9 protein-coding genes are annotated in these 13,206 nt (G+C 71.3%); 2 read left to right on the top strand and 7 right to left on the bottom strand.

Annotated features, from left to right (window positions below; translation table 11 throughout):
• Positions 1-393: 393 nt before the first annotated feature.
• A complete protein-coding gene (secA, locus tag LADH09A_RS08185; protein ID WP_238644264.1) occupies positions 394-3,321 on the bottom strand; it encodes a preprotein translocase subunit SecA in 2,928 nt (975 codons plus the stop codon).
• 168 nt (positions 3,322-3,489) lie between these two features.
• Between secA and LADH09A_RS08180 the strand changes: the two genes are divergently transcribed.
• On the top strand, positions 3,490-4,641 hold the full coding sequence (locus tag LADH09A_RS08180) for a GNAT family N-acetyltransferase (protein WP_238644263.1): 1,152 nt from the start codon (positions 3,490-3,492) through the stop codon (positions 4,639-4,641).
• A complete protein-coding gene (locus tag LADH09A_RS08175) occupies positions 4,638-5,750 on the top strand; it encodes a GNAT family N-acetyltransferase (protein WP_238644262.1) in 1,113 nt (370 codons plus the stop codon). The genes LADH09A_RS08180 and LADH09A_RS08175 overlap by 4 nt, the downstream gene beginning before the upstream one ends.
• A gap of 58 nt (positions 5,751-5,808) precedes the next feature.
• Here the strand turns inward: LADH09A_RS08175 and hpf are convergent, their stop codons facing one another.
• From hpf to efeB, 6 genes are all read right to left on the bottom strand, one after another.
• Positions 5,809-6,453, bottom strand: a complete 645-nt coding sequence (gene hpf, locus LADH09A_RS08170; RefSeq protein WP_238644261.1) for a ribosome hibernation-promoting factor, HPF/YfiA family — start codon at positions 6,451-6,453, stop codon at positions 5,809-5,811.
• Positions 6,454-6,698: 245 nt separating this feature from the next.
• Complete coding sequence (locus LADH09A_RS08165; protein WP_238644260.1) at positions 6,699-7,406, bottom strand: ComF family protein; 708 nt, start codon at positions 7,404-7,406, stop codon at positions 6,699-6,701.
• Between the two features lie 4 nt (positions 7,407-7,410).
• Complete coding sequence (locus tag LADH09A_RS08160; protein ID WP_238644259.1) at positions 7,411-9,228, bottom strand: LpqB family beta-propeller domain-containing protein; 1,818 nt, start codon at positions 9,226-9,228, stop codon at positions 7,411-7,413.
• Positions 9,225-10,979, bottom strand: a complete 1,755-nt coding sequence (gene mtrB / locus LADH09A_RS08155) for an MtrAB system histidine kinase MtrB (protein WP_238644258.1) — start codon at positions 10,977-10,979, stop codon at positions 9,225-9,227. The genes LADH09A_RS08160 and mtrB overlap by 4 nt, the downstream gene beginning before the upstream one ends.
• Positions 10,980-10,991: 12 nt before the next feature.
• Positions 10,992-11,681, bottom strand: a complete 690-nt coding sequence (gene mtrA, locus LADH09A_RS08150) for an MtrAB system response regulator MtrA (RefSeq protein WP_030331519.1) — start codon at positions 11,679-11,681, stop codon at positions 10,992-10,994.
• 225 nt (positions 11,682-11,906) lie between these two features.
• The gene (gene efeB, locus LADH09A_RS08145) at positions 11,907-13,184 is read right to left on the bottom strand and encodes an iron uptake transporter deferrochelatase/peroxidase subunit (protein ID WP_238644257.1); all 1,278 of its coding nucleotides are present in this window, start codon (positions 13,182-13,184) and stop codon (positions 11,907-11,909) included.
• Positions 13,185-13,206: the final 22 nt, after the last annotated feature.

Below are 13,206 nucleotides of genomic sequence, written 5' to 3'. Positions count from 1 at the left end.
GACCAGGCGGGCCGGGCCAGGCGGGCCGGGCCAGGCGGGCCGGGCCAGGCGGGCCAAGCCAGGCGGGCCGAGCGGGCAGGCCATGTCGGACCGCGCCGGACACCATCGGACCGCACCCCGCAAAGCCAAACCAGGCCAAGCCGGGCAAAACCAGGCTGGATCGGCTTGATCGACTCGGGTTTCAGGAAACCGGGGCATCAACCTGGCGCTGACACCCCGACTTCCTGAAAACCGAGTCGATCATGGACCTGCGGGGTGCACGGTGACGCCGCCAGCTTTGGTTGGCCCTGCCTGCGACGCCGCAGCGTGCGGTTTGACCGGGGGCATGAGGGCCTGGAGACGACGAACGGGTCCCGGCCTGATGGCCGGGACCCGAACGCCTTGTGCTGTCGGTCAGTTGCCGCCGTTGGGGGCGCCGTGGCAGCGCTTGTACTTGCGGCCCGAGCCACACGGGCACGGCGCGTTGCGGGACGGACCGTTGCTCGCCTCGGCCTGGTTCGGTGCCGGCCGGCGGGAAGCTGCCGACGGAACCGCCGGGCCGCGAAGCCCGGAGGCGGGCCGCTGCGGGGCGGACGGCGCGGTCTGTCCCGGTGCCGCCGGAGCACCCGGGGCCGGTCGGCCCACGCCGAGAGCCGGAGCCTGCTGGTCGGCCTGCTCGACGGCGACCGCGCCGGGGCTGGCCTCACCGTCGATGGTGGGAGCGGAGTATTGCAGGCCCTGCCGCCGCGGCGCCTGGTTGAGGCCCTTGGCCCGGATCTCCACCGGCTTGTCGAGCAGCGCGACCTGTTCGGAGCCCTCGTCCGGCTCCGGTTCGGTCACCTGGACGTCGACGTTGTAGAGGAAACCGACCGTCTCCTCCTTGATGCCTTCCATCATGGTGGCGAACATGTCGAAGCCCTCGCGCTGGTATTCCACCACCGGGTCGCGCTGGGCGTACGCCCGGAGGTTGATGCCCTCCTGGAGGTAGTCCATCTCGTAGAGGTGCTCGCGCCACTTGCGGTCGATGACCTGGAGCAGCACCATCCGCTCGAGCTGGCGCACCCCCTCGGTGCCGACCTGCTCCTCGCGCCGGTCGTACGCGGCGTTCGCGTCTTCCTTGAGGCGGGAGACCAGGAAGTCGGCGTCCATGCCGGCGCGCGAGCCGCCGGCCTCCTCTTCCAGCTCCTCGATCGTCAGGCCGACCGGGTAGAGCTGCTTCAGGCTGGACCAGAGCTGCTCAAGGTCCCAGTCCTCGCCGTAGCCCTCGGAGGTGGCACCCCGCACGTACGCCTCGACGGTGTCGTCGATCATGTTGCGGACCTGGTCGGAGAGGTCTTCACCGTTGAGCACCCGGAGCCGCTCGGCGTAGACGACCTGGCGCTGCTTGTTGAGCACCTCGTCGTACTTGAGCACGTTCTTGCGGATCTCGGCGTTCTGACCCTCGATCTGGGCCTGGGCGCTCTTGATCTGCCGGGTGACCATCTTCGACTCGATGGGCACGTCCTCCGGGATGTTGAAGCGCTCCATCACGGCCTCGACCGCCCCGGCCCGGAAGCGTCGCATCAGCTCGTCCTGAAGGGACAGGTAGAACCGGGACTCGCCCGGGTCACCCTGTCGGCCGGCGCGACCGCGCAGCTGGTTGTCGATCCGCCGGGACTCGTGCCGCTCGGTGCCCAGCACGTAGAGGCCACCGGCGGCGGAGACCTCTTCCGCCTCGGCGTCGCAGGCCTGCTTCCACGTGGGAAGGACCTCCTCCATCGCCTTGGCGTACTCTTCCTCGTTTTCCAGCGGGTCGAGGCCGCGCTGGCGCAGCTCGTTCGCCGCGAGGAACTCGGGGTTGCCGCCGAGGAGGATGTCGGTGCCGCGGCCGGCCATGTTGGTGGCCACGGTGACCGCGCCCTTACGCCCGGCCTGGGCGACGATCTCGGCCTCCCGGGCGTGGAACTTGGCGTTCAGCACGTTGTGCGGGATGCCCCGTCGGCGCAGGAGCTGGGAGAGGATCTCGGAGTTTTCCACCGAGACGGTGCCGACGAGCACCGGCTGGCCCATCTGGTGCCGCTCGGCGATGTCCTCGATGACGGCGTTGAACTTGGCCTTTTCCGTCTTGTAGATGACGTCCGGCCGGTCCTCGCGAACCATCGGGCGGTGGGTCGGGATCGTCACGACGCCGACCTTGTAGACCTTGTTGAACTCGCTCGCCTCGGTCTGCGCCGTACCGGTCATCCCGGACAGCTTCTCGTAGAGGCGGAAGTAGTTCTGGAGGGTGATCGTGGCCAGGGTCTGGTTCTCCTGCTTGATCTCCACCCCCTCCTTGGCCTCGATCGCCTGGTGCATACCCTCGTTGTAGCGACGGCCGTGCAGGATGCGACCGGTGAACTCGTCGACGATCAGGACCTCACCGTCGCTGACGATGTAGTCCTTGTCGCGCTTGTAGAGCTCCTTGGCCTTGATGGCGTTGTTGAGGTAGCCGACCAGCGGGGTGTTCACCGACTCGTACAGGTTGTCGATGCCGAGCCGGTCCTCGACCTTGGCGACGCCCCGCTCGGTCACGGCGATGGTGCGCTTGGAGTGGTCGACCTCGTAGTCACCCTCGCCGTCGGTGCCGGGCTGGAGCCGGGCCACCACGCCGGCGAACTCGCCGTACCAGCGGGCCGAGTGCTCGGCCGGGCCGGAGATGATCAGCGGGGTGCGGGCCTCGTCGATCAGGATGGAGTCGACCTCGTCGACCACGGCGAAGTTGTGGCCGCGCTGGACCAGCTCTTCCTTCGACCAGGCCATGTTGTCGCGCAGGTAGTCGAAGCCGAACTCGTTGTTGGTGCCGTAGGTGATGTCGCACTCGTAGGCGGCCTTGTGCTCGGTGGCCGGCCGGTTGGGCAGCACCACGCCGACGGTCAGCCCGAGGAACTCGTGCACCCGACCCATCCACGCCGCGTCGCGCTGGGCGAGGTAGTCGTTGACCGTGATCACGTGCACGCCCTTGCCGGACAGCGCGTTGAGGTAGACGGCCATGACCGAGGTCAGCGTCTTGCCCTCACCGGTCTTCATCTCGGCGATGTTGCCGAAGTGCAGCGCCGCGCCGCCCATCACCTGGACGTCGTACGGGCGTTGGCCGAGCACCCTGGCGGCCGCCTCGCGGGCCACCGCGAACGCCTCCGGCAGCAGGTCGTCGAGGGTCTCCCCCTCGTCGAGCCGCTCCCGGAACTGTTCGGTCATGCCGGCCAGTTCCTCGTCGGTGAGGTTGACGTAGTCGTCCTCGATCGAGCTGACGGCATTGGCGATGGCCTTGAGCCGCCGCACCATGCGGCCCTCGCCCGCGTTAAGGACCTTTTCCAGAATCGACACGGATCAACGCTCCCCTAGACAGTCTCGAACCATCGTAGGCGCTGCATCGGCCCGATGGTCACTGGTGGCGGTGCTCGACCCCGCCGAACCCGACATAACTCGCGTCCTGCGCACGCTCCAAACGTTATCCGGTTACGCCGTCGGCGAACGCTACGGCAGGATGCACGAGTGGAGCCTGTGGAGATCATCGAGGACGGCGTCCTGCTGCGGCCCTGGCAGGAGGCGGACGCCGAGGCCGTGCACCGAGCCTGTCAGGACCCGGACATTCAGCGTTGGACAACCGTACCCCGCCCATACCGCCCGGAACACGCTCACGGCTTTGTCACCGAGATCAGCGGGCGGGCCTGGGCGGACGGCACCGGCGCCCTCTTCGCGGTGTGCGACCCGGCCACCGGTGACCTGCTCGGCTCGTGCGGGTTGATCTCGATCGACCCGGCCGGCACCGGCGAGGTGGGCTACTGGACCGCCCCCTGGGCGCGCGGCCGGGGAGTGATGGTCCGGGCCACCCGGGCGGTGGCCCGCTGGTCCTTCGACAGCCTCGGGCTACGCCGGTTGATCTGGCAGGCCGAGGTGGGCAACCACGCCTCCCGCCTGGTGGCACTCCGGGCCGGCTTCCGGATCGACGGCCGGCTGCGGCTGGCCCACCGGACGCCGCACGGTGGCGCGGACGGCTGGATCGGCTCGCTGCTGCCCGGGGAGGTCCCTGCGCCCGGGTCGACCGGGCCGGCCGGCCCGGGCACCCTCGCCGCCCGGCGGGCCGCCGTCTTCGGCCGCCCGCAGCCCGTTCTGTTCGCCGAATCCAAGGCCGGCGAGCTTCGTCTGCGGCCCATGGAGGAGCAGGACCTGGACGCCGTGGTGCAGACCTGCCAGGACCCGGAGAGCATCCGCTGGACGACGGTGCCGGACCCGTACGAGCGCACCGACGCGGAGGGTTACCGGATCCACGGCCAGGACGCCTGGTCCCGGGGGGACGCCGCCCACTTCGTGATCGCCGACGCGGACGACCGGTACGCGGGCTCGCTCGACCTGCGGCTCTCCCCCGCCGACGCGCTGCTGGCCGACGTGGGCTTCATGACCGCCCCGGCGGCCCGTGGTCGCGGGTACATGTCGGCCGCGCTGGTCGCGCTCAGCGCCTGGGGTTTCACCACGCTGGGCCTGGCCCGGGTCGAGTGGAAGGCGAACGTGGGCAACACCGCCTCCCGCCGAGTAGCCGAGAAGGCGGGCTTCACGTTCGAGGGCACGGCCCGGGCCGGGGTGCAGCACCGCGGCGAGCGGGTCGACGTCTGGGTGGCCGCGCTGCTCGGCAAGGACCTGACATGAGCCTCGGGCAGGTCGTCGAGTCGCACGGGGTGCGGCTTCGGCCGTTCCGCGCCGAGGACGTCGCCGACGTGGTCGACGGTCTGGCCGACCCGGTCAGCCAACGGTTCATGGCGGGCCTGCCAGCGCCGTACACCGAGATCGACGCCCGCTGGTGGATCGACGTCGGCGCCCCGGCGGTCTGGACCGGCGGCGGCGCGGCGTACGCCGTCGCGGACCCCGCCACGGACCGGTTGCTCGGCGCGGTGGGACTGAACAACTCGGCGCCCGCCCGGGGCGAGGCCATGATCGGCTACTGGTCGCGGCCGGCGGCGCGGGGTCGAGGCGTGGCCTCGGCGGCCACCAGAGCGTTGAGCGAGCACGCGTTCGCCACCGGGACGGCCCGCCTGGAGTTGCTGACCTACCCGGAGAACGGTCCGAGTCAGCGGGTCGCGCTGGCCGCCGGCTTCCGCTACGAGGGTCAGCGCCGGTCGGCCGGCGCGGCCCGCGACGGGGGCCGGCACGACCTGCTGGCCTGGGTACGCGTCGGGGGCGACCCGCCCGGCCCGGTCGCCCGACTGCTGCCGGACCTGCCCGACGGGGTGCTCACCGATCAGGTGGTGGCGCTGCGCCCACTCGCGCCCGGCGACGCAGAGCTGATGTACCGGCTGCACAGCCGGCCCGAGGTGGTGGCGAACCAGGCGCCGCCGGTGCCGCCGACGCGGGAGGCGATCGAACGGCGCTGCCGTCTCGCGGAGAGCGGATGGCTGACCGGTGAGATCGCCCGACTGCTGATCACGGACGTGGCCAGTGGCGAGCCGGCGGGCAGTTGCGGGCTGTCGTACACCGACGTGGCCGGCGGCGAGGCGTCGGTCGGCTACGCCCTGCTGCCGGACTGGCGCGGCCGGGGGTACGCGACGCGGGCGGTCCGACTGCTCGCCGGCTGGGCGTTCGGCCCGGCCGGGATGGCCCGGCTGACCGCCGGCACGGTGCCGGACAACACCGCGTCGCACCGGGTGCTGGAGCGGGTCGGGTTCGAGCGCGAGGCCCTGCAACGGGGCCGTCTGCCCGGGCTGGCCGGCACCCGCCTGGACGACCTGACCTTCGCGCTGCTGCCCACCGACCTCCGTTGACGGATCACGGAGTTGTGGCGGGGGCTGCCCGCCACAACTCCGTGACCAACGCGTCTCGTTACCGGTCGGTGGCGAGGGAGATGATGCCGTAGTCGTACGCGTGGCGCCGGTAGACGACGCTCGGGCGGCCGGACTCCTTGTCCTGGAACAGGTAGAAGTCGTGGCCGACCAGTTCCATCTCGAACAGCGCGTCGTCGATCGTCATCGGCTCCGCCGGGTGCACCTTCTCCCGGGCGATGTGCCACGGCTGCTGGTCGTCGTACTCCTCCTCGACCCGCTCCGCGACGGCGGTGCCGGCGCGGGCGCCGTCAGCCGGCGCGCTCAGCACGGGGGCCACCAGGTCCGCGACCGGCAGGCCCGCGGTGGCCTCGGCGACGGAGATCGGCGTCTGCCGACCCCGGTGTACGCGGCGACGGTCGGCCGCGCGGCGCAGCCGGGTGTCGAGCTTCGCGATGGCCGCGTCGAGCGCGCTGTAGAAGTCGTTGGTGCACGCCTCGGCCCGCATCACGGGGCCCCGGGAAATGCAGGTGATCTCCACCCGCTGGCAGTGGTCGGCTTGGCGCGGATTGCGCTCGTGAAACAGCTCGACATCGACACGGATTAGTTTGTGGTCGTAGCGTTCGATCTTTGCGAGTTTCTCGGCTACGTGCACCCGGTAATGGTCCGGCACTTCGACGTTTCGGCCCTTGACCACGATGTCCACGTGACCTCCCTTGTTCGGACGGTCTTCGATCCGGTTACCCGGTCGCGCGCCGTGGGGAGACCCGCTGGCGTCGACCGGTTGGTACGGCTACGCCTCCTCTCACCGCCGGGGGTGGGTGGAACGAACCTCCTACCCCCGACAGCGAAACGCTAACTCCTGTTTGCTCGACAGTCACCCCATGTTGCCGAGACGGCCAGGATTTTTCGCGGCTCATACACCAACGGGTGAAACGGAAACACGATCGGTTACGACTGGTGTCTTTTCTCGGTCGCCGCGAGCACCACGGCCGCGCTCGGTGCCCACCCGGTCGCGGTCAGCACCCTGGCCGCGGCGGCCAGGGTGACGCCGGTGGTGACGATGTCGTCGAGCAGCACCACGACCGGGGCCTCGCCGGCGGCCCGGGGCCAGCCTGGCGCGGCGGAGCGCGGCCGGAACGCCGCCTCGGCCGCGGCCGCCCGCCCGGCGCTGTCCAGGGTCACCGAGTCGGGCCGGGGCAACGCCCGCAGCGGACGATGCACCTGGGCCGCCCAGCCGCCCCGGTTGAGCCGGGCCGCGCAGTGCCGGGCGAGCCGGTCCAGGTGATCCCCGTACCGGGAGCGGGCTGCCGCCGCCGTGTCCGGGACCGGGACCAGCGCCAGCGGACGGGCCGCGCCGACCGCCGCCGCGACGACCTCGGCGAGCAGGGCTCCGAGCGGGCGGGCCAGGCCGTGCCGGCCGTGTTCCTTGTACGCCAGCAGCGCCTCACGCAGCGGGCCCGCGTACGGGCCGAGGGCGACGCAGGACGGCAGGCCCGGCGGGGCGGGTGTGGGGCGGACCGACCGTGGACGCAGCGCGCCCAGCGCCGCGACGCAGGCCGGGCAGACGCCGTGCCGCAGAGCGGGCCGGCGCTCCCGACAACCCGCACAGGTGGTGGGCAGCACCAGGTCGGCGAGGTCCGCCCAGAGCCCGCTCACCGTGTCAGTAGAGGAAGAACGGTGCCGAAGGGTTGCTCGGTCGGACGCCGGCCGGCACCGGGGCGATGTCCCGTACGCGGTCCGGCTCGATCCGTTCGAACGGGCTGCTGCGGTAGGCCACCCCGTTCGCCTCGTACATGTAGGCCCCGCTGGGCACCCGCACGACGCGGTTGGTCGGGTACGCCGTCAGGTGGTTGACCTTGGCGCCCACGTCGGTCCGCAGGGGCGTCTCCACGGCACCGTCCACGCTGATCTCGTAGATCGCCTGCTGGCGCGCGGACCCCGCCACCACCAGCCGGTCCTCCCGGCCCCAGTCGACCGCCGTGAGGCCGGTCAGCGAGGTGGCCAGTTGCCTCGGCGGGCCGATGGAGACCCCGCCGCCGTCCAGGTTGACCACGGCGACGTAGAGCTTTCCACCGGCGATCAGCGCGACCCGCTGGCCGTCCAGCGCGGCGGCGACCGCGGTGACGTCAGAGGTGGGCAGGTTCAGCGGCACCGGGTACATCCGTGCCGCCTCGTCGAACCGGTAGAGCTGCCCGTCGGCCACGACCAGGCCGCGACCGGCACGGGCGTCGGCCGTACGCAGCCAGACCGGCCGACTCATCGAGGAGTATTCGGTGCCGCTGCGACTGATGACCGAGACCGGCGCGACAGCCGTGCCCACCGCGAGACGGTACCGGCCGTTGCTGCTGCCGTTGACCACCATCGCGGCGAGGACCCGCTGGTCCCGGGCCAACGCCAGGTCGGCGGAAATGATGTTGCGGTTGGCCTCCGGCGCCAGCGGCACCGTCCCGCTGGGCTCGCCGTCGAAGTCGAGCGGGTGGATGGCGCCGTCGTACACGCCGAACCGCTGTGGGCTCTGGGCGTTCGGGTAGAGCTGCTGGGGGTTTCGCCGCTCGTTGAGGTCCTGCACGGGCTGCGAGTTGTTGCGGATCTTCAACTCCAGCTCGCCCGTCAGGTCGCCGAGTGACCAGGCAAGCTGGGTGATCAGCTGGTCGATGCTGTTCTGGTCGTCACCGGACATGTCCAGGTTGACCTCCCACCGGTTGTTCGCGCCGGTGGCATTGTTGATCAGCTCGGTGCGGTCGGGCAGCCCGACGACACCCGGGCGCAGCCAGTCGGAAGGGCCGCCGACCAGCCACTTCACCACCTCGTTGACCCGGCGCTCGTTGGGCACCGCGACCGGCCGGTAGCGCTGGTCGGGCACCAGCCGGCTGCGGTCGGAACTCCAGAAGTAGATCGTCTCCTCCTGGTAGTACTGCTTGAGCGCCACGTCGCTGAGCAGCAGCACGTTCGGCGGGTCGAGGATGTAGAAGCCGGCACGCTCGTCGTTGGTGCCGCCGTCCAGCGCCGCGCCGCGCAGCCCGAACTCGTACTCCGTCTCGGTCGCCACGGGCGGGGCGAGGGTGCCGTTGGCCCGCAGCACACCGATCTGCTGCACCGTGATCTTCACGGTGGTGGTGGAGTCGCTGTTGAGGGTGTAGACCGCCTCGCGCAGCCGGACCACGTTCAGCGCGACCTCGCTGCCCTTCTTGTCCTGTAGGCGGGGCTTGTCCTCCGGGGCGACGAACGCCTTGACCCGCTCGTACGCCCGGTCCGGCTCGCCGGCGGCGGCGGACAGGAAGTTGCGCAGGAACGCCTCCTTGTCGCTGCCGCCAGCCGTCCGCGTCGGCGGCTCACTACGCCGGACGTCGAAGCCGCCGGCCCCCGTCACCGCCCCGCCCTTGCCGTCCACCCGCACGTCGGAGACGGCCGGGATGCCACAACCGGCACCCAGCAGCACCATCACACCGAGTGCCCCGAGCAGAGAAGGTCGTCTCATGAGCGCACCTCCGCCCGTTGCCCGTCCCCGGTCGGGGCCGGGCCGATCGCCAACGCCCCACCGGTGCCCGGGCCGATGGCCAGTGGGCCGCCGTCGCGAGGGCCGCCGAAGGGCAGCGCGGCGTCGGCCGGCACCAGCCGCAGCGGCGAGGTGGTCAGCCGGTCGCCGGCACGGGCCGGCAGGGTGAGCCGGAACTGCGCACCCTGCCCGGGAGCACCCCACGCCTCCAGCCAACCGCCGTGCAGCCGGGCGTCCTCCAGGCTGATCGACAGGCCCAGGCCGGTGCCACCGGTCTGCCGAGCCCGGGACGGGTCCGCCCGCCAGAACCGGTTGAACACCAGCTTCTCCTCGCCCGCCTTCAACCCCACACCCCGGTCGCGGACGGTGATCGCCACGGCGGTCTCGTCGACGCCGAGGGTGATCAGCACCGGACGGGCCTCACCGTGCTCGACGGCGTTGCCGACCAGGTTGCGCAGGACCCGCTCGACCCGGCGGGGGTCGACCTCGGCGATCACCGGCGCGCCCGGCAGGTCGAGCTCGATCGGGACGCCCACCCGCTCGGCAAGGCCGGCCAGCCGGTCGACCACCCGGTGCACCACCGGCACCAGGTCGGTCGGCTCGGAATCCAGCATGGCGAAGCCCGCGTCGAAGCGGCTGATCTCCAACAGGTCGGTGAGCAGCTCCTCGAACCGGTCCAGTTCGGCTTGGAGCAGCTCGGCGCTGCGGGCCACCGCCGGGTCGAACTCGTCGCGCTCGGCGAAGATCAGGTCGGCGGCCATCCGGACCGTGGTCAACGGGGTACGCAGTTCGTGCGAGACGTCGGAGGTGAAGCGGCGCTGCAACCGGGACATCTCCTCCAGGCGGAGGATCTGCCGTTGCAGGTTGGTGGCCATCTGGTTGAACGAGGCGGCCAGCAGGGCGAGGTCGTCCTCACCGTTGACCACCATCCGCTGGTCGAGCAGACCGGCGGAGAGCCGCTGGGCGGTGCGCGCGGCGACGCGGACCGGGTTGACCACCAGGCGGGTGACCAGCGCCGCAAGCAGCCCGAGCAGGATCACCAGGGCGACGCCGGTGGCCACCACGGTGGCTCGGGCGTCGGCGGCGGTGACGTCCTGCCGGGTCAGCGGCACCAGATAGTAGAGCTCGATCTGGCCGAAGCTGGTGGGCACGGGCGACCCGTACACCAGGTATTTGGTGGATTTCCCGGTGAGCCGGCCGGTGCGGATCTGGCTGGCGACCTTGCCGTCGGCGACCGCGGCCCGCAGCTCCGGGCTGATCAGCAGTTGGACGTTCGCGGAGGGCGCGGTGCGCGTCTGGATCTCGGTGGGATAGTCGTCGGCGGTGATCGCCACCACCACCCCGCTGGTCTGCTGGGGGTCGCCACCGGCGAGGTAGTTGACCGTGCCGTCGATGGTCTCCTGGAGCTGCGCCTCCTGCGGCTGACCGTAGAGCGAGACCTGCTTGGCCGCGTAGCTGGCACCGCTGGTCACCCGCTGCCGGACGTCGCTGCGGGCGCTGTCGAGCAGGATGGTGGTGATCTTGTCGGCGATCAGGAACGCGAAACCGCCGACCAGCAGGCTGGACGCGACCAGCGTGATGGTCACGACCCGCACCTGGAGTGAGCGACGCCAGGTCTGGTGCACCCGGGCCACCACGCGGGCGACCCGGCCGCTCACCGCGCGCCAGACCTCCCCGCCGGCGCTGGGCCGGCGGGCAGCCGTGCTGGGGGAGGGTGGGGGCGTGGTCGACACAGTGCGACCAGGCTATCCGGTCCCCGCCTTGTAGCCCACGCCCCGCACGGTGAGGATGATTTCCGGTCGCTCCGGGTCCGGCTCGATCTTGGCCCGCAGCCGCTGGACGTGCACGTTGACCAGACGGGTGTCGGCCGCGTGCCGGTAACCCCAGACCTGCTCCAGCAGCACCTCACGGGTGAAGACCTGACGTGGCTTGCGGGCGAGCGCGACCAGCAGGTCGAACTCCAGCGGAGTCAGCTTCACCTCCTCGTCGTTACGACTGACGGTGTGCGCGGGCACGTCGATGGTGATCTGGTTGTCGGGCGGCCCGATGGTCAGCATCTCGGGGGCCACGTCCTCGCCCCGGCGCAGTCGGGCCCGCATCCGGGCGACCAGCTCCTTGGGCTTGAACGGCTTGACCACGTAGTCGTCGGCGCCGGACTCCAGACCGAGCACGACATCCACGGTGTCGCTCTTGGCGGTCAGCATGACAATCGGCACGCCGGACTCCGCCCGGATCGACCGGGCGACGTCGATACCACTCATCCCGGGAAGCATCAGGTCGAGCAGCACGATATCGGGACGACTGTCACGAAATGCGGCCAACGCCCGCTCGCCGTCCGCAACGAACGAGGGCAGGAAACCCTCACTACGCAGCACGATGCCGAGCATCTCGGCGAGCGCGGGGTCGTCGTCGACCACCAGTACGCGGGCTCTCATGGGATTAATATTGCATCCTCATTCAGTTCGGTGGGACCGGCGTCTGCCGGTGAGGGGAAAGCATCGCCGACGGACCTGTCACCGCGACCGGCGGCGGCGTCACGTGCTGCGGCGCCGGGCGCACGGAACGAACTCCCGGGCCTGGCTGCCACCATGATCCCCCTTCGGCGCCGCCCGGCGCCACCGCAGCCCGGACAGATTCCGTTGTCGCCATCCAGACGACGGTCAACCGAAGAGGGCACGCCCCCAGTGGTCACCGCCGTCGCGTACCCCGGCTGGGCAGGCGAACACACCGCTGGAGACGTGCCGCAGATATTCGTTCATCACGTCGTGCCGGGCCAGCTGGGTCTGGATCGGCACGAACTGGCGGCGCGGATCGCGCTGGTAGGCGATGAAGAAGAGGCCCGCGTCGAGCCGTCCGAGGCCGTCCGAGCCGTCGACGAAGTTGTAGCCCCGACGCAGCAAGCGGGCACCGCTGTTCCGGCTCGGGTGGGCCAGCGTGACGTGGGCATACTCGGCGATCGCCGGCTTGCCGTCCGTGCCGCGTGCCGCGAAGTCCGGCTCGTCGAACTCGTCGGCCCGACCGAGCGGCGCACCGCTGCCCTTGCTCCGGCCGACGATCTCCTCCTGCTCGGCGAGGGAGGTGCGGTCCCAGGTCTCCACGAGCATCCGGATCTTGCGGGTGACCAGGTACGAACCCCCGGCCATCCAGTCCGGCCCGTCGCCCGGCTGCACCCACAACTGGTCGCGCAGCAGGTCGGTGTCCTCGGCCTTCAGGTTGGCCGTGCCGTCCTTGAAGCCGAACAGGTTGCGCGGGGTGGCCTGGTCGCGGGAGGTCGACGAGGTACGCCCGAAGCCGAGCTGCGACCAGCGGACGCTCACCACACCCATGCCCAGCCGAGCCAGGTTACGGATCGCGTGCACCGCCACCTGCGGATCGTTGGCGCACGCCTGCACGCAGAGGTCGCCGCCGGAGAGCTGCGGCTGCAACGCGTCACCCGGGAACTTCGGCAGCTCGGCCAGGGCTGCGGGCCGCCGGTCGGCGATGCCGAAGCGGTCCCGTCCGTCGGCGTCGCGGAACAGCGTCGGCCCGAAGCCGATCGTCAGGGTGAGCTGCGCGGGTGGCAGACCGAGCGCCTCGCCGGTGTCGTCCGGTGGGGCCTCCGGCATCCCGCCGACCGCGCCGAGGATCCCGGCGTCCCGTCCCGCGGTCATCCGGGCGGCGGCGGCGGACCACTCTTCGAGCAGCTCGACCAGCCGGGCCCGGTCCTTGGTGATCACGTCGAAGGCGACGAAGTGCAACCGGTCCTGAGCGGGGGTGACGATGCCGGCCTGGTGCTCACCGTAGAAGGGCACCGCCCCGGCCGGGTGATCGCTCGCCGCGGCCGGGCCGTGGGAGCCGTTCCGTAGCGCCCCCGCGCCGGCCGCCACTCCGGCGACCCCGGCCACCCCGGCGCCGGCCAGGGTGATGGCCCGGCGCCGGGTCAACCTGCTTCCGCTCATCGACTCGACTCTTTCTGCCAGA

Source organism: Micromonospora cabrerizensis (genome assembly GCF_022230955.1).
Taxonomy (GTDB): domain Bacteria; phylum Actinomycetota; class Actinomycetes; order Mycobacteriales; family Micromonosporaceae; genus Micromonospora; species Micromonospora cabrerizensis.
The sequence above is the reverse complement of the archived record's forward strand: the minus strand, read 5'-3'. Positions and strand labels throughout refer to the sequence as shown.

Excerpts from the sequence above, each read along its gene's own strand:
- LADH09A_RS08175 (WP_238644262.1), top strand. The coding sequence starts at position 4,638 with ATGAGCCTCGGGCAGGTCGTCGAGTCGCACGGGGTGCGGCTTCGGCCG.
- LADH09A_RS08160 (WP_238644259.1), bottom strand. The coding sequence starts at position 9,228 with ATGAGACGACCTTCTCTGCTCGGGGCACTCGGTGTGATGGTGCTGCTG.
- mtrA (WP_030331519.1), bottom strand. The coding sequence starts at position 11,681 with ATGAGAGCCCGCGTACTGGTGGTCGACGACGACCCCGCGCTCGCCGAG.
- efeB (WP_238644257.1), bottom strand. The coding sequence starts at position 13,184 with ATGAGCGGAAGCAGGTTGACCCGGCGCCGGGCCATCACCCTGGCCGGC.